The sequence below is a fragment of the Planococcus chinensis genome, assembly GCF_042681545.1.
Lineage (GTDB): Bacteria > Bacillota > Bacilli > Bacillales_A > Planococcaceae > Planococcus > Planococcus chinensis.
In genome coordinates this window covers 50,178-65,949 of record NZ_JBHUFW010000024.1, presented here as the reverse complement: position 1 = coordinate 65,949, position 15,772 = coordinate 50,178, and the positions used below count along the sequence as shown (strand labels likewise).

Here is a 15,772-nt window from a genome sequence, read left to right as displayed (position 1 = left end):
GGTAGTTGGGGGTTTCCCCCTGTGAGAGTAGGACGCCGCTGGGCACATCGAAAGCCGTTACCTGAAAAGGTAGCGGCTTTTTTGTGTTTTTCTTTGAGCAAATATAATGGGAAAATATATTAAATTAATTTCTATGGTTAAATTATGCACCTAATGGGAAAACTTAAAGAGAGGTGATAATGATGAAACCAGGCTTATATAAAGTTGAAACCATTGATAAACGTACAGCACTTTTGACGCCTTTGGAAAGTCATTCTGATCAATTCACATTTCCCGTGTCGGATTTTTCGCATAATGTAAGCCAAGGTGATGTGGTAGAAATTTGGCGTGAGGGAACCAAATGGAGAACGAAATATAGAGAAGAAGAAACTAAGTCTGCTTCAAGCCACACGAAAGATTTTATAAAGAGAATAATGGATCAAGAATAAATTATAAGAGTCTCGGGAGCCAGAAATCTCGGGACTCTTTTTTGTCATTCATTATAAATCATAGTATTTGATATCTTAAAAAAGGATAGTGTATAATTAAGTCAAATATAGTCAAAGTCAACCTTTGGCTTATTAAGTACCAAAGAGGTGATGGCGGTGCGCAATATTTCAGACGTAATTGAAGGGTATTTAAAAGAGGTTATAGAATTAAGCGAGAGAGAATATATTGAAATTAAGCGAAATGAAATTGCTGAAAAGTTTCAATGTGTCCCTTCTCAGATTAATTACGTCATCAATACGAGATTCACCGTTGACCGAGGTTATCTAGTAGAGAGCAAAAGAGGCGGCGGTGGATACATCCGGATTAAACGTATCAGATTGCATCAAAAATCGGATGTCCTATCAGAAGTTATTAATAGGCTTGAGCATGGGGCTCCTCAAAGCATGGCAGAAGATATCGTTTTCCGGTTGCTCGATGAAGAAATCGTTTCGAAGCGGGAGGCAAAGCTCATCCTAAGCGCTATAGACCGTTCCACGCTTATGTTGCCGCTTCCGGTACGCGATGAAGTAAGAGCTCGCATACTTATAGCTATGCTCTTCACGTTAAAACATCAGTCGAATTCTTGAGAGGTGATAAGATGATCTGCGACCAATGCGGAAAAAGACCCGCATCTGTGATAGTTAAACAAATGGTGCAGGGAAACATGACAGAAAGGCATTTATGCCATATCTGCGCAGCTGAGAACCATAACCTGAATGTTGCTTTTGAACAAGATCCTTTAGCCATTCATCAGTTGTTATCCCATTGGTTCCCTACCCCGCAAAATTCTATTAATCCTGTGAGAAAAGAAGTAGCAGTATGTCCCGTATGCGGTTTTACTTTCTCGAAGTTTTTGGAGTTAGGGAAATTCGGGTGTGCATCCTGCTATGAAGCATTTGACTCTCAATTGGATGGAATCTTTAAAAGGTTCCATAATGGAAATTCGGTTCATACCGGAAAAATTCCAGCTTCGTATGGCAGCACTTTAAAAATAAAAAAAGAAATTGAAGAATTGAGGAAACAAATACAGATTTCCATAGCCGAAGAAAACTTTGAAGAAGCAGCCCGGTTAAGGGATGAAATTAAAGAGTTGAACCTTCAGCTTGAAGGAGGTGTGCCAGATGGAAATTGATCGATTCCTTCAACCAAAAGCAAGCAGCTGGATGGAGAATAACGGTGAAAATGCTGATATTGCATTGAGCACAAGGATCCGTTTGGCACGCAATTTGAGTGATTTTAAATTTCCTTATGCTTATACTGAAGACGAAGCATTAAAAGTGGACAAAGCGATATCAGCCGTCCTGATTGATCGTGGGAAAGAGCTTTCTCATTCCTTTACTCATATTGCTATTTCGGACATTTCAGAGCTGCAACGCGATGTTCTGGTGGAGAAGCATTTGATCAGCCCTTATTTGGCAAATGGAACTCATTCGGGTTCAGTTGTGTTATCGGAGAATGAAGAACTTAGCATTATGATCAACGAAGAAGACCATTTGAGAATACAAAGCTTGAAATCTGGTTTTCATTTAAAAGAAGCTTATCAGGTGGCCAATCAATTGGACACGTTGCTAGAGAAGCATCTGTCATTTGCTTTCCATGAGAAATACGGTTATTTAACCAGTTGCCCGACCAATACAGGTACTGGAATGAGAGCTTCTGTGATGCTTCACTTGCCTGCTCTCACCATGTCTCAACAAATTGCCCGGATTATTCCGGCGATATCACGTTTAGGAATGGTGGTAAGAGGTATTTACGGGGAAGGCAGTGAAGCACTTGGCAATGTCTATCAAATTTCGAATCAGGTGACTTTAGGGAAATCAGAGTACGAGATATTGCACGATCTGGAGAATATGACCAATCAAATCATCGAACAGGAAAGGCGAGCCAGACAAGCGATTCTAAGCAATTCGCCTTTGGCGCTGGAAGACCGCATTTACCGCTCATTGGGTGTGTTGACGAATGCGCGCCTGTTGACGACTGAAGAAGCGGCGACCTGTCTGTCTGATGTCCGGCTGGGAATTGACTTGAAAATGATAAAAGAGATGGATATGTCCATTTTGAACGAGCTGATGATATTCATGCAGCCTGCGTTTCTTCAGCAGTATTCGGAAAAGCCGCTTCAGCCGAAGGAACGGGATATTGCCCGCGCCAAGCTGTTCCGCGAGCGATTGACCAAAGCAAGTGTAACTAACAAAGGAGAGGATTTTGTATGATGTTAAATCGATTTACACAACGGGCACAAAAGGTTCTTCAGTTAGCACAAGAAGAAGCTATCCGCATGAAGCACGAATCTATTGGAACGGAACATATTTTACTCGGTTTGATCCGTGAAGGCGGCGGGATTGCGGCAAAAGCACTCGAAGCCATCGATGTTAATACGCAATTGATCGAAGAAGGCGTCAAAGAGCTTGTCGGCGTCGGTGAAAAAGATGTAGGCCCGATCGTTCACTATACACCAAGAGCGAAAAAAGTAATTGAACTGTCTGTAGACGAGTCGCGCAAATTAGGCCACTCCTATATCGGTACAGAGCATTTGCTTCTTGCACTTATTCGTGAAGGTGAAGGCGTGGCAGCCCGTGTTCTTGGAAATGCAGGTGTCAGCTTAAATAAGGCACGCCAGCAAGTTCTGCAATTATTGGGCAGCAACGAGCAGGCTTCCAGCACAGGCAGCAGCCCGAATGCTTCAGCCAATACCCCGACCTTGGATGGTTTGGCGCGTGATTTGACACAAGTAGCCCGTGAAGGCAGCTTGGATCCGGTCATCGGCCGAAGCAAGGAAATTACGCGTGTCATTGAAGTGCTTAGCCGCAGAACGAAGAACAACCCTGTTTTGATCGGTGAGCCGGGCGTTGGTAAAACGGCTATCGCTGAAGGCTTGGCACAGCAAGTGGTAAATAATGAAGTGCCGGAAACTCTTCGCGATAAACGTGTAATGGTGCTTGATATGGGGACAGTTGTCGCCGGCACGAAATATCGCGGAGAATTTGAAGATCGCTTGAAGAAAGTGATGGATGAAATCCGCCAGGCCGGAAATGTCATTCTGTTCATCGATGAACTTCATACATTGATTGGCGCAGGCGGTGCAGAAGGCGCAATTGATGCGTCCAATATCCTGAAGCCTTCATTGGCGCGCGGGGAATTGCAGTGCATCGGGGCTACCACTCTGGATGAATACCGCAAGTACATCGAGAAAGATGCAGCGCTTGAACGCCGCTTCCAGCCGATTCAGGTGGACGAGCCGACAGTTGCTGAATCCATTCTGATCATCAAAGGACTTCGCGACCGTTACGAAGCCCATCACCGTGTGAAAATTACGGACGAAGCGATCGAAGCGGCTGCAGTTATGTCAGACCGTTACATTTCAGACCGCTTCTTGCCGGATAAAGCGATTGACCTGATTGATGAAGCGGGTTCTAAAGTACGGCTTCGCTCGTATACCACTCCGCCTGATCTAAAAGAGCTGGAAGATAAACTGGAAGCAGCACGCAATGAAAAGAACGCGGCTGTCCAAAGCCAGGCTTTCGAAAAAGCTGCAGCATTGCGCGACGCTGAACAGAAGCTAAAAGAGCAATTGGATAAAACGAAGAAAGAATGGAAAGAAAAACAAGGCAAAGAAGAGTCCGAAGTGACTGTGGAAGATATCGCAGCAGTGGTATCTATGTGGACCGGTGTACCGGTTTCGAAATTGGCACAGACAGAGTCTCAGAAATTGCTGAATTTGGAAGAAATCTTGCATAATCGGGTAATCGGCCAGGAAGAAGCTGTAACGTCGATTTCCAAAGCGATCCGCCGTGCACGTGCCGGGTTGAAAGATCCGAAACGCCCAATCGGTTCCTTCATCTTCCTAGGACCTACAGGTGTCGGTAAGACGGAATTGGCGCGGGCGCTTGCAGAAGCGATGTTCGGCGATGAAGATGCGATGATCCGCATCGATATGTCCGAGTACATGGAAAGACACTCGACTTCACGCCTTGTCGGTTCGCCTCCTGGTTATGTCGGCTATGAAGAAGGCGGCCAGCTGACTGAAAAAGTCCGCAGAAAACCTTATTCGGTCGTATTGCTCGATGAAATTGAAAAAGCGCATCCAGATGTCTTTAACATCCTCTTGCAAGTGCTTGAAGATGGACGCTTGACTGATTCCAAAGGGCGCAGAGTCGATTTCCGCAATACCGTGATCATCATGACTTCGAACGTAGGGGCAGAAGAGCTGAAATACAATAAATTTGTCGGATTCAATCTGCAAGATGGAAAAACGGGTTACAAAGATATGAAGACGAAAATGCTAGCTGAGTTGAAAAAAGCATTCCGTCCTGAATTCTTGAACCGTATCGATGACATGATTGTATTCCACTCGCTTGAACGCGAAGATCTGCGCAAGATTGTTAATCTGATGTCACAGCAGTTGATCGACCGCTTGAAAGAGCAGCACATTGATCTTGAACTGACAGAGGCAGCGCTTGAAAAGATCGCAAAAGAAGGGTATGATCCGGAATATGGGGCTCGTCCTCTACGCCGCTCCCTTCAGAAGCATGTGGAAGACCGCTTGTCTGAAGAGCTATTGAAAGGCACGGCGATTGCCGGACAGCACATCGTGTTTGATGTTGAAGAAGATGAATTCGTCATTCGCGTACAAGAAGAACCTAAAAAGCAGGAAATCACGGAATAAAAATCTCATTCCGCTCGCCGGATTTTCGGCGGGCGTTTTTTATATGAAAAGGGAGGCACTTATGGCTAAGAAAAAATCGAAATTCATATGCCAATCGTGCGGTTATGAATCGGCGAAATGGATGGGGAAATGTCCAGGATGCGGAGAATGGAACCAAATGGTGGAAGAAGTGGAAGTGGCGGTGCCGAAAGGGACGCGCGGCGCTTTCCAGCATTCTGCATCGGTTTCCCAAAAAGCCACTCCGATCAATGCCATCGCAACGCAGGAAGAACCGCGGGTCGAGACGAAACTGGGCGAACTGAACCGGGTGCTCGGCGGCGGGATCGTGCCGGGGTCGCTGATCTTGATCGGCGGGGACCCGGGAATCGGAAAGTCGACGCTGTTGCTTCAAGTTTCAGCAATGCTTGCCAATAGCGGAAGCCGGGTGCTTTATATTTCAGGAGAGGAATCGATCCGCCAGACAAAGCTCCGGGCAGAACGCCTGGATGCGTCTTCCTCCGAATTGTTCATCTACGCGGAAACCAATTTGGAAATGATCCACAATACCATCGAGGAAGTGGCGCCGGACTTTGTCATTGTCGACTCGATCCAGACGGTCCACCATCCGGAAGTGACTTCAGCACCGGGAAGTGTGACGCAGGTGCGGGAAAGCACTGCGGAATTGATGCGTATTGCGAAAACGAAGAATATTGCCATCTTCCTGGTGGGGCATGTGACGAAGGAAGGGCAGATTGCCGGGCCGCGGATATTGGAGCATATGGTGGATACGGTGCTTTATTTTGAAGGGGAGCGACACCATACGTACCGGATTTTGCGGAGTGTCAAAAACCGTTTCGGTTCAACCAATGAAATTGCGATTTTCGAGATGCTCCAGGATGGCTTGAAGGAAGTGCTGAATCCTTCCGAATTATTCCTTCAAGAACGCTCAAGCGGTGCAGCCGGCTCAACGGTTGTTGCTTCTATGGAAGGGACGCGGCCGATTCTGGTGGAAATCCAGGCATTGGTGACGCAATCGAGCTTCAATTATCCGAAGCGGATGGCGACTGGGATCGATCAGAACCGGGTATCGCTGTTAATGGCGGTGCTTGAGAAGCGGGTCGGCATGCTGCTGCAGGCCCAAGATGCCTATATCAAAGTGGCCGGCGGGGTGAAGCTGGACGAGCCGGCGATCGATTTGGCCGTTCTGGCTAGCATCGTTTCCAGCTACCGCGACATTGCGCCGAATGTTTATGATTGCATCATCGGCGAAGTCGGGCTGACCGGCGAAGTGCGTCGGGTTTCACGGATTGAACAGCGCGTGCAGGAGGCGGCCAAGCTTGGCTTCAAGCGGGCCATTGTGCCGGCTTCCAATTTGGGTGGCTGGGACTATCCGGAAGGCATCCGTGTCATCGGCGTTGAAAGCGTCAATCAAGCATTGAAAGAAATTTTTCCACAACAATAAGGGGGCGCCTGCCTCCTTTTTATTTACATATAAAGGTCATCAAAGCGTTTCTAATACAAAAAGTGTATAATTATTAAAAAGGAGGTGGAGTCTATGTTAAAAAGAATTATCCAGATTTTATTTTTGCTTATTGGTGCTACCGTCGGAATCATATTTTTGCCTTATGTGTTTGAACTTATTCCTATTCTCGACAATCCTTGGGCCAATAATGCCATTGTTGCGGCCTTGGTTGGCGCAGCTATTTTCTTCCTGCTTTCCCTGCTGTTCGCGGATGCCATCGTCAAGTTCATGAGATGGATGGAAGAAAAACTTCTTCATGCCCCGACTCCGGATCTGCTGTTTGGGACCGTCGGGCTGATCATCGGTTTGGTTGTGGCTTTCCTGATCGGATTTGCGCTGAATACCATCGACATTCCTCTTGTGGCTACAGCGGCCCCGATCATCCTGTCTGTGGTCCTCGGTTATCTCGGCTTCCAGGTCGGCTTCAAGAAACGGGAAGAGATTGTCGGCATGCTGACGCCGCAAAGGCTGGGCAATAGCCAAAAGAAACCTGAAATCGAAGAGCCGGTGGAGAAAGTTTCCTATAAATTATTGGATACGAGCGTGATCATCGACGGACGCATTGCAGATATCTCGGCGACAGGATTCATGGAAGGCACGTTCGTGGTGCCGCATTTCGTGCTGTCGGAGCTCCAGCATATCGCCGATTCTTCGGATACGCTGAAGCGGACACGCGGGCGCCGCGGGTTGGATATATTGAAACGTCTCCAATCGGAGCGCGAAGGCGCCATCATGATCACCGAAGAAAACTTTGACGAAGTCGCGGAAGTCGATATGAAGCTGATGCGCGCTGCCAAGAAAATGGGCGGGCAAGTGGTGACGAACGACTTCAATTTGAATAAAGTCTGCGAACTGCACAATGTGCCGGTGCTCAACATCAATGATTTGGCAAATGCCGTGAAACCGGTCGTCATTCCGGGCGAAGACATGCATGTGGTGGTCATCAAGGACGGCAAAGAACAGAACCAAGGTGTTGCGTATTTGGATGACGGAACGATGATTGTCATTGAAGACGGCAAGGGCTATATCGGCCAAGCCATCGACGTGACGGTCACAAGCGTCCTGCAGACTTCAGCGGGCCGCATGATTTTCGCGAAGCCGCGCGAAGGGCGCCAAGCTTCAATGAATGGATAAAGGATGTCGCATGATGAACTATACAGTAGTACTTCCTGCTGCTGGCAGCGGGAAGCGGATGAAAGCAGATAAGAATAAATTGCTGTTGGAGCTGTTCGGAAAGCCGATCTTCATTTATACACTGGAAGTGTTCGAACAGGATCCGCAGTGTGAAGCGATTTGGCTTGCCGTCAAAGCCGACGAGCGGGCAATTATCGAACGCTATGTAAACGACTATGGGATCACCAAAGTAAAAGGCTATGCACAAGGCGGAATGGAGCGGCAGGACAGTGTAAGAGCTTGTCTTGAAGCGGTTCCGCCTTGTGGCGTTGTGCTGGTGCACGATGCGGCCCGGCCTTTCATCGCGTCGCGTGTGATTGCCGAACTAGTCAACGAAGCGGAAAAGACAGGTGCGGCGATTGCTGCGGTACCGGTGAAAGACACCATCAAAAAGGCAGCTGGAGGCATTATCACGGAAACCGTCGACAGGGCGCAGCTGTGGATGATCCAGACGCCGCAGGCCTTCCGCTATGAACTGCTGCTGAACGCGGCGCAGGCGGCGCACAAAGAAGGGTTCCTCGGCACAGATGAAGCCATGCTGGTGGAACGTATGGGACTGCCCGTACATATTGTTGAAAGTACGTATGAAAATGTGAAAATGACTACTCCGGAAGATCTGATTTATGGGAAAGCCATCTTGGAGAGCCGGAAACAGGAGGAATTGTGATGATACGAATTGGTCAAGGATATGATGTACACCAATTAGCTGAAGGGCGGCCGTTCATTTTGGGCGGTATTGAAATTCCGCATGACCGAGGGCTTCTGGGCCATTCGGATGCTGATGTTCTGCTGCATACCATTACGGATGCGGCGCTCGGTGCCATCTGCGGCGGGGACATCGGCAAGCATTTCCCGGATACCGATCCGGAATTCAAGGATGCGGATTCGAAAAAATTACTGTCGCATATTTGGGAATATGTAAAAGAGCAGGGCTATGAACTGGGCAATGTCGATTGCACAGTCATTGCGCAAAAACCAAAACTGGCACCTTATATCGAGGCAATGCGCGAGTCGATTGCTGGCTTGCTTGAGGCCGATGTCTCGCAGGTCAATGTCAAGGCGACAACTTCCGAGCACCTGGGATTCACAGGGCGTGAAGAAGGCATTGCTGCGCTTGCTGTGATTTTATTGGTGCAACGCCCGCTTTCGCTGGACGTTCCTGAGTGATAGAATAGAAATACTGTTATCAATTGAGGAGGAAATCTAATGACACAAGAAGTACGCGTACGCTACGCTCCGAGCCCGACAGGCCACTTGCATATCGGCGGAGCCCGCACAGCGCTTTTCAACTATCTGTATGCACGGCACAACAACGGCAAGTTCATCGTCCGCATCGAGGACACCGACATTGCACGGAACATTGAAACTGGTGAATTGTCCCAGCTCGACAACCTGAAATGGCTTGGCATCGAGTATGACGAATCGGTGGACATCGGAGGGGAATACGGCCCGTACCGCCAAATGGAGCGGTTGGACACGTATAAAACGCATGCCGATCAAATGCTGGAAAAAGGCATTGCGTACAAATGCTTCTGTACAGCAGAAGAACTGGAAGCGGAGCGGGAAACCCAGAAAGCTTCCGGTATTGCCGCGCCTCAATACAGCGGGACTTGCCGCAATTTGACGTCTGAAGAAGTGGCTGAGAAAGAAGCAGCTGGCATGCCGTATACATTGCGTATGAAAGTGCCGGCTGACGTAACGTATGAGTTTGAAGACCTGGTCCGCGGACCGATTTCCTTCGAATCAAAAGATGTTGGCGACTGGGTATTGGTAAAGACAAACGGCATCCCGACGTATAATTTCGCAGTAGTCATCGATGACCACTTGATGAAAATTTCACATGTCTTCCGCGGTGAAGAGCATTTGTCGAATACGCCGAAACAGATGATGATTTTCGATGCCTTCGGCTGGGAGCATCCGGTCTATGGCCATATGACGTTGATCATCAATGAAGAACGCAAGAAATTATCGAAGCGCGATGAATCGATCCTTCAGTTTATCTCCCAATACAAAGACCTGGGCTATATCCCGGAAGCGTTGTTCAATTTCTTCGCGCTTCTCGGCTGGTCTCCGGAAGGCGAAGAGGAGATCTTCTCGAAAGAGGAGCTGATCCGCATTTTCGACGTCAGCCGTTTGTCAAAATCGCCATCGATGTTCGACAAGCAGAAATTGACGTGGATGAACAACCAGTACATCAAAGCGATGCCGCTTGAAGAAGTGGTGAAACTCGCGCTTCCGCATTTGCAGAAAGACGGCAAATTGCCGCAGGACTTGACGGCAGAGCAGGCGGAGTGGGCAGAAAAGCTGATTGCCTTGTACCATGACCAGTTGAGCTTCGGTGCAGAAATCACGGAACTGACGGAAGTGTTCTTCACGGACGAGATCGCATTCAAAGAAGATGAAAAAGCGATTCTTGCAGGTGAGCAGGTGCCGGAAGTGATGGCCTCGTTCAAAGAACAGCTCCAAAACCTGGAAACGTTCGAAGCAGCCGATATTAAAGCGGCAATCAAAGCGGTGCAAAAAGCGACCGGCCATAAAGGGAAAAATCTCTTCATGCCGATCCGCGTCGTGACCACCGGCCAGATGCATGGGCCGGAGTTGCCGGATGCGATTTCGCTTCTTGGGAAAGACAAGACGATTGCCCGCGTTGCCCAATTTGCGAGCGCGTAAATTGACTTCTCCTTTAAAAGAGGTACAATAAATTTACTATCAATAAAACGTTGACGAGAAGAAGTACATGCAGCAAGCTCTGAAGAGAGGATCCTCACCGGCTGAAAGGGATCCGGGCCGCTGCTGCATCGAAATGCCTCTCTGAGTGCTGAGTCGAATCGAGTAGACCAGACGTGTCGCCTGCGTTAAAGGCTTCGAGAGAGAAAGGGCCCCGTGCCTTTTCTAATCAGAGTGGAACCGCGCAGAAAAGCGTCTCTGTCATTTAATTGACAGGGGCGTTTTTTATTTTGCCGAGAATGATAAGAAAGGAGTAGGAGAGTATGTGGAAGCGAATGAAAGAAGATATCGAGGTCATTTTTGAACAGGACCCTGCTGCCCGCAACTATTGGGAAGTGGTTTTGACTTATGCCGGCCTGCATGCCATATGGGCCCATCGCATCGCTCATTATTTCTTCAAGAAAAAATGGTTTTTCCTCGCCCGGTTCATTTCTCAAGTCAGCCGCTTTTTCACGGGCATCGAAATTCATCCGGGTGCGGTGATCGGCCGGCGGTTCTTTATTGATCATGGTATGGGCGTCGTGGTCGGAGAAACGTGCATCATCGGCAACGATGTCACCATCTACCAAGGAGTGACGCTTGGCGGGACAGGGAAGGAGCGCGGCAAGCGCCATCCGACGTTGGAAGACGGCGTATTGGTCGCAACAGGCGCGAAAGTGCTCGGATCCATTGTTATCGGCGAGAATTCGAAAGTGGGCGCCGGCTCTGTCGTGCTGAAAAATGTTCCAGCGAATTCTACCGTTGTGGGAATTCCAGGAAAAGTGGTCATGCAAAACGGTGTGAAAGTGAAGCCGGATTTGAACCACCAGAACATGCCGGATCCGGTCATGGACAAATGCGACAGCATGGAAGCGAAAATTGCTGCATTGCAGCTGGAAATAGAACGATTGAAAAATGAGCAGAAGAAAGCAGGGAGATTGCAATGACGATCCAGATTTTTAATTCATTGAGCCGGCAAAAAGAGGAGTTTATCCCGCTCGAAGAGGGAAAAGTGAAAATGTATGTGTGCGGCCCGACCGTCTACAACTACATCCATATCGGCAATGCGCGCCCGGTCATCGTCTATGATACGGTCCGCCGCTACTTGGAGTACCGCGGCTATGACGTAACGTATGTCTCCAATTTCACCGATGTCGACGACAAATTGATCAAAGCGGCCAATGAGCTTGGTGTGGAAGTGCCGGAGATCGCCGAGCGGTTTATCCAGGCATACTTCGAAGACACGAAAGCGCTCGGCTGCAGCGAAGCGGATGTGCATCCGCGCGTCATGGACCACATGCCGCAGATCATCGAGTTTGTCGAAGCGCTGATCCAAAAAGGGTATGCCTATGAATCGCAGGGCGATGTCTATTACCGTACGCGCAAATTCGACGGCTATGGCAAACTGTCCCATCAGTCAGTCGACGAACTGAAAATCGGTGCGCGCATCGAAACCGGCGACAAAAAAGAAGACGCCCTCGACTTTGCGCTATGGAAAACAGCGAAACCAGGAGAGATTTCATGGGACAGCCCTTGGGGCAAAGGCCGCCCCGGCTGGCATATCGAATGCTCGGTCATGGCCCGTGAGCACTTAGGGGACACAATTGACATCCACGCCGGCGGGCAGGACCTGACATTCCCGCACCACGAAAACGAAATCGCCCAGTCGGAGGCGTTGACCGGCAAACCGTTTGCCCGCTATTGGATGCATAACGGCTATATCAACATCGACAATGAAAAAATGTCCAAGTCGCTGAACAATTTCGTTCTGGTCAATGACATTCTAAAAGAACTTGATCCGCAGGTGCTGCGCTTCTTCATGCTGTCTGTCCATTACCGCCATCCGATCAACTATTCACAGCAATTGGTGGAAGATGCCATCGCTGCGCTTGAACGGCTGCGGACTGCCTACGGCAACCTGAAGCACCGCCTGGAAGCATCCGCCGGCCTCGGTGACCATTCGGATATCTGGCTGTCGAAAATGGAAGCGATCAAAGCCGAGTTTGTCAAAACGATGGATGACGATTTCAATACGGCAAATGCCATTTCCAAACTTTTCGATTTGTCGAAGCTGTCGAACACCTATTTAGTGGAGAAACAAACGTCCACGGAAGTGCTGCAGGCTTTCATTGACATGTTCGATGAGCTCGCCGGCGTGCTTGGCCTGCCGTTCAACCAGACGGAAGAACTGTTGGATGAAGAAGTGGAAGCGCTCCTTGCAGAACGCATCGAAGCCCGCAAAAATCGCGACTTCGCCCGGGCGGATGAAATCCGTGATTTGTTCAAAGAGAAAAACATCATTTTGGAAGACACAGCGCAAGGCACACGCTGGAAAAGAGGATAAGGACATGAATGTTTTACGCAATCAGGACGTCGACCAGCTGAACGCGCTGGCGCTCGCTTATATGGGGGATGCGGTATACGAGCAGGCAGTGCGGGAGCACCTCTTGCGCTCCGGGCGGGTCAAGCCGAATACGCTTCACCGCCTGTCCACCACATTCGTCTCCGCCAAAGCGCAGGCTGTGGTCTTGAAACGGCTAACCGAAGAGGAGTTTCTATCGGAAGAGGAGTTGGCGGTCATGCGGCGCGGCCGCAACGCCAAGTCCGGTTCGGTGCCGAAGAATACGGACGTCCAGACTTATAATTTCAGTACCGCGTTCGAAGCGGTGCTGGGCTGGCTGTATTTGAAAGAACGGCAGGAGCGGGTGGATGAAATCGTCCGCTATGCCATCGAGATCATTGAAGAGTTGAGAGGAGTGGTGAAATGAGTGAAGAGCTAACGCCCGAAATCATCGGCGGCAAAAACCCGGTGCTTGAAGCGCTGCGCGCCGACCGTGATGTCAATAAAATCTGGATTGCTGAAGGCGTGCAGAAAAAAGGGCTGACCGAACTGCTGCAATTGGCAAAAGAAAAAGGCGTGCTGGTGCAGTTTGTGCCAAAAAAGAAAATTGACAGCTTGACCGATTCCAACCACCAAGGGATTGCGGCGGCTGTGGCAGCCTATAACTACGCAGAACTTGACGATCTGTTCGAAGCGGCGTCCAGCCGGTCGGAAGATCCGTTCTTTTTAATCCTTGATGAATTGGAAGACCCGCATAATCTCGGGTCGATCATGCGGACGGCGGATGCTATCGGGGTCCACGGCTTGATTATTCCAAAAAGGCGGGCAGTCGGGCTGACGGCCGTTGTTGCGAAATCTTCGACGGGTGCGATTGAACATGTGCCGGTCGTGCGGGTCAACAATCTGTCCCAGACGGTCGACGAGCTGAAAAAGCGCAGCGTCTGGATTGCTGGAACCGATGCGAAAGAGTCGGTCGATTACCGCCGGATGGATGCCAATCTGCCGCTGGCTGTCATTATCGGCAGCGAAGGGAAAGGCATGAGCCGCATTTTGCGGGATAAATGCGATTTCCTGTATCAACTGCCGATGATTGGCCACGTTACGTCACTGAACGCTTCAGTTGCGGCAAGCCTCCTCATGTACGAAGTCTACCGGAAGCGGAATCCGCTGGGTTGATGCCATGGACATTCTACTGGTTGATGGATATAACATCATAGGGGATTGGCCAGAACTGCAGGAATTGAAAAAAGAGAAGCTTGCCGAAGCACGGGACCGATTGATCGAGCTGATGGCTGAATACCAGAGCTATAAAGGATGGCGCGTCATCATCATTTTTGACGCCCACCTTGTACCTGGCATTGAAGCGAAAAACCGCCGGCATGATATTGAAGTGATCTACACCCGGGAAAGTGAGACGGCAGATGAGCAGATTGAAAAGCTCGCTACGAGCTTGAACAATCGCAGGGACCAGATTTATGTAGCAACTTCCGATATGACCGAACAGCGGGTGATTTTCGGCAAAGGGGCGCTCCGCATATCGGCGCGTGAACTGGAAATCGAAATGATTGAAATTCAAAAAAATATTACAAAAAAAGTAAAAGAAATCCAGGAGCAGCGTGCGTTCTCGAAGATTATGCTATCGGATGAAGTAGCGGAAATTTTCGAAAAATGGCGGCGCGGCCAGAAATGATAGGTTGACGCTCAATTTTTCCTTCCTGTATACTGAGGGTATCGAGGCTCGCAACCGGAGGGATAGCCGTGCTAAATCAAGAGCAAGTTCAAGCCCAACGATTCACAGAAATGACAGATGAGGAACTTGTTAGCTTAGTCCACAGCGGAAACACTGAGGCCTTGGATTTTTTAATTACGAAGTACCGGCACTTTGTCCGGATGAAAGCACGCTCCTATTTCCTGATCGGAGCGGACAAAGAAGACATTATCCAGGAAGGGATGATCGGCTTGTACAAAGCCATCCGCGACTTCCGCAGCGATAAATTATCGTCTTTCCGCGCCTTTGCCGAGCTGTGCATCATCCGCCAGATCATCACGGCGATCAAGACAGCGACCCGCCAGAAGCACATTCCGCTGAATTCGTATGTGTCGCTCGACAAGCCGATCTATGATGAAGAATCCGACCGGACGTTGATGGATGTCCTGACCGGCAACGGAGCCGACGACCCGGAAGAGTTGATGATCAACAATGAAGAGTTCTTGTATATGGAAGCGAAGATGGGGGAAGTTCTGAGCACGCTTGAACGGGAAGTGCTGGCGCTTTACCTGGACGGGCAATCTTATCAGGAAATTTCGGAAAAATTAGAACGCCATGTCAAGTCGATCGACAATGCGCTCCAGCGCGTGAAACGGAAATTGGAAAGGCATCTCCAATTTGACGAGACCCGAACGTCCTGAAGTGCAGTTGACAGCCTAGTGCTAAGGTGATAACCTTGAAAAAGCTGAAAACTCGAATAGGGTGAGAAAAATGGCTAAAAAAATCGTTTTAAGCTGCTCGAAATGTGCATCCCGCAATTACACGGTACCGGCACGATCGGAACCTGGCACACGTTTGGAACTTAATAAATTCTGTGCTCATTGCAATGGGCATACCGTGCATAAACAAACGATATGAATATTAAGTGAATGCCGAACGATATAGAGTGATTTTGAAATTCGGAGGTTTTTTAAACAATGGGCAACATTGGCAGTTTCTTGAAGAACGTCGTCACGGAAATGAGAAAAGTAAGCTGGCCGAAACGCAAAGAGTTGACTCGCTACACGGTAGTCGTTCTTTCGACCGTTATTTTCATGGCTCTTTTCTTCGCTTTGATTGATACAGGCATTTCGGAATTATTCCGCTGGTTCTTGGCACTTTAAGGTGTACACAAAATAACACGAAAAAATAGCCCGTCAGTAGTCGAGA

Annotated in this window: 18 protein-coding genes and 1 other annotated feature; all 18 genes read left to right on the top strand. The window is 49.0% G+C overall.

Annotation, left to right across the window (positions count from 1 at the left end; translation table 11 throughout):
• The first annotated feature begins 179 nt into the window (after positions 1–179).
• Positions 180–428, top strand: coding sequence for a hypothetical protein (locus tag ACFSDB_RS18005; protein WP_204893675.1), 249 nt, complete (start codon positions 180–182; stop codon positions 426–428).
• Positions 429–584: 156 nt separating this feature from the next.
• Positions 585–1,055: a CtsR family transcriptional regulator gene (locus ACFSDB_RS18000; RefSeq protein ID WP_204893676.1), complete on the top strand. Its 471-nt coding sequence runs from the start codon at positions 585–587 to the stop codon at positions 1,053–1,055.
• An 11-nt stretch (positions 1,056–1,066) separates the two neighbouring features.
• The gene (locus ACFSDB_RS17995) at positions 1,067–1,600 is read left to right on the top strand and encodes a UvrB/UvrC motif-containing protein (RefSeq protein WP_204893677.1); all 534 of its coding nucleotides are present in this window, start codon (positions 1,067–1,069) and stop codon (positions 1,598–1,600) included.
• Positions 1,590–2,681, top strand: coding sequence for a protein arginine kinase (locus ACFSDB_RS17990; RefSeq protein WP_204893678.1), 1,092 nt, complete (start codon positions 1,590–1,592; stop codon positions 2,679–2,681). Before ACFSDB_RS17995 ends, ACFSDB_RS17990 begins: the two co-directional genes overlap by 11 nt.
• Complete coding sequence (locus ACFSDB_RS17985) at positions 2,678–5,134, top strand: ATP-dependent Clp protease ATP-binding subunit (protein WP_204893679.1); 2,457 nt, start codon at positions 2,678–2,680, stop codon at positions 5,132–5,134. The genes ACFSDB_RS17990 and ACFSDB_RS17985 overlap by 4 nt, the downstream gene beginning before the upstream one ends.
• 61 nt (positions 5,135–5,195) lie before the next feature.
• Complete coding sequence (gene radA / locus ACFSDB_RS17980; RefSeq protein ID WP_204893680.1) at positions 5,196–6,575, top strand: DNA repair protein RadA; 1,380 nt, start codon at positions 5,196–5,198, stop codon at positions 6,573–6,575.
• 93 nt (positions 6,576–6,668) lie between these two features.
• The gene (locus tag ACFSDB_RS17975; RefSeq protein WP_204893681.1) at positions 6,669–7,769 is read left to right on the top strand and encodes a PIN/TRAM domain-containing protein; all 1,101 of its coding nucleotides are present in this window, start codon (positions 6,669–6,671) and stop codon (positions 7,767–7,769) included.
• A gap of 13 nt (positions 7,770–7,782) precedes the next feature.
• On the top strand, positions 7,783–8,475 hold the full coding sequence (ispD, locus tag ACFSDB_RS17970) for a 2-C-methyl-D-erythritol 4-phosphate cytidylyltransferase (RefSeq protein ID WP_204893682.1): 693 nt from the start codon (positions 7,783–7,785) through the stop codon (positions 8,473–8,475).
• A complete protein-coding gene (gene ispF / locus ACFSDB_RS17965; RefSeq protein WP_204893683.1) occupies positions 8,475–8,975 on the top strand; it encodes a 2-C-methyl-D-erythritol 2,4-cyclodiphosphate synthase in 501 nt (166 codons plus the stop codon). The genes ispD and ispF overlap by 1 nt, the downstream gene beginning before the upstream one ends.
• A gap of 39 nt (positions 8,976–9,014) precedes the next feature.
• Positions 9,015–10,478, top strand: coding sequence for a glutamate--tRNA ligase (gltX, locus tag ACFSDB_RS17960; protein ID WP_204893684.1), 1,464 nt, complete (start codon positions 9,015–9,017; stop codon positions 10,476–10,478).
• A gap of 41 nt (positions 10,479–10,519) precedes the next feature.
• Positions 10,520–10,738 (top strand) — a binding site (T-box leader).
• Between the two features lie 60 nt (positions 10,739–10,798).
• A complete protein-coding gene (cysE, locus tag ACFSDB_RS17955; RefSeq protein ID WP_204893685.1) occupies positions 10,799–11,461 on the top strand; it encodes a serine O-acetyltransferase in 663 nt (220 codons plus the stop codon).
• Entirely contained in the window at positions 11,458–12,858 is a 1,401-nt protein-coding gene (gene cysS / locus ACFSDB_RS17950; RefSeq protein WP_204893686.1) for a cysteine--tRNA ligase, read from the top strand. Before cysE ends, cysS begins: the two co-directional genes overlap by 4 nt.
• A 4-nt stretch (positions 12,859–12,862) precedes the next feature.
• Positions 12,863–13,282, top strand: coding sequence for a Mini-ribonuclease 3 (locus ACFSDB_RS17945; protein ID WP_204893687.1), 420 nt, complete (start codon positions 12,863–12,865; stop codon positions 13,280–13,282).
• Positions 13,279–14,031, top strand: coding sequence for a 23S rRNA (guanosine(2251)-2'-O)-methyltransferase RlmB (rlmB, locus tag ACFSDB_RS17940; RefSeq protein WP_204893688.1), 753 nt, complete (start codon positions 13,279–13,281; stop codon positions 14,029–14,031). Before ACFSDB_RS17945 ends, rlmB begins: the two co-directional genes overlap by 4 nt.
• 4 nt (positions 14,032–14,035) lie before the next feature.
• On the top strand, positions 14,036–14,545 hold the full coding sequence (locus ACFSDB_RS17935; protein WP_204893689.1) for an NYN domain-containing protein: 510 nt from the start codon (positions 14,036–14,038) through the stop codon (positions 14,543–14,545).
• A 68-nt stretch (positions 14,546–14,613) separates the two neighbouring features.
• Positions 14,614–15,264, top strand: a complete 651-nt coding sequence (gene sigH / locus ACFSDB_RS17930) for an RNA polymerase sporulation sigma factor SigH (RefSeq protein WP_204893690.1) — start codon at positions 14,614–14,616, stop codon at positions 15,262–15,264.
• Between the two features lie 70 nt (positions 15,265–15,334).
• Complete coding sequence (gene rpmG / locus ACFSDB_RS17925) at positions 15,335–15,481, top strand: 50S ribosomal protein L33 (protein ID WP_204893691.1); 147 nt, start codon at positions 15,335–15,337, stop codon at positions 15,479–15,481.
• Positions 15,482–15,540: 59 nt separating this feature from the next.
• Positions 15,541–15,726, top strand: a complete 186-nt coding sequence (gene secE, locus ACFSDB_RS17920; RefSeq protein ID WP_204893692.1) for a preprotein translocase subunit SecE — start codon at positions 15,541–15,543, stop codon at positions 15,724–15,726.
• The last annotated feature ends 46 nt before the right edge of the window (positions 15,727–15,772 follow it).

Bases quoted from the DNA above. Each gene is read 5' to 3' on its own strand.
- ACFSDB_RS18005 (WP_204893675.1), top strand. From the start codon at position 180: ATGATGAAACCAGGCTTATATAAAGTTGAAACCATTGATAAACGTACA.
- ACFSDB_RS17995 (WP_204893677.1), top strand. From the start codon at position 1,067: ATGATCTGCGACCAATGCGGAAAAAGACCCGCATCTGTGATAGTTAAA.
- ACFSDB_RS17990 (WP_204893678.1), top strand. From the start codon at position 1,590: ATGGAAATTGATCGATTCCTTCAACCAAAAGCAAGCAGCTGGATGGAG.
- ACFSDB_RS17985 (WP_204893679.1), top strand. From the start codon at position 2,678: ATGATGTTAAATCGATTTACACAACGGGCACAAAAGGTTCTTCAGTTA.
- radA (WP_204893680.1), top strand. From the start codon at position 5,196: ATGGCTAAGAAAAAATCGAAATTCATATGCCAATCGTGCGGTTATGAA.
- ACFSDB_RS17975 (WP_204893681.1), top strand. From the start codon at position 6,669: ATGTTAAAAAGAATTATCCAGATTTTATTTTTGCTTATTGGTGCTACC.
- ispD (WP_204893682.1), top strand. From the start codon at position 7,783: ATGAACTATACAGTAGTACTTCCTGCTGCTGGCAGCGGGAAGCGGATG.
- ispF (WP_204893683.1), top strand. From the start codon at position 8,475: ATGATACGAATTGGTCAAGGATATGATGTACACCAATTAGCTGAAGGG.
- gltX (WP_204893684.1), top strand. From the start codon at position 9,015: ATGACACAAGAAGTACGCGTACGCTACGCTCCGAGCCCGACAGGCCAC.
- cysE (WP_204893685.1), top strand. From the start codon at position 10,799: ATGTGGAAGCGAATGAAAGAAGATATCGAGGTCATTTTTGAACAGGAC.
- cysS (WP_204893686.1), top strand. From the start codon at position 11,458: ATGACGATCCAGATTTTTAATTCATTGAGCCGGCAAAAAGAGGAGTTT.
- ACFSDB_RS17945 (WP_204893687.1), top strand. From the start codon at position 12,863: ATGAATGTTTTACGCAATCAGGACGTCGACCAGCTGAACGCGCTGGCG.
- rlmB (WP_204893688.1), top strand. From the start codon at position 13,279: ATGAGTGAAGAGCTAACGCCCGAAATCATCGGCGGCAAAAACCCGGTG.
- ACFSDB_RS17935 (WP_204893689.1), top strand. From the start codon at position 14,036: ATGGACATTCTACTGGTTGATGGATATAACATCATAGGGGATTGGCCA.
- rpmG (WP_204893691.1), top strand. From the start codon at position 15,335: ATGGCTAAAAAAATCGTTTTAAGCTGCTCGAAATGTGCATCCCGCAAT.
- secE (WP_204893692.1), top strand. From the start codon at position 15,541: ATGGGCAACATTGGCAGTTTCTTGAAGAACGTCGTCACGGAAATGAGA.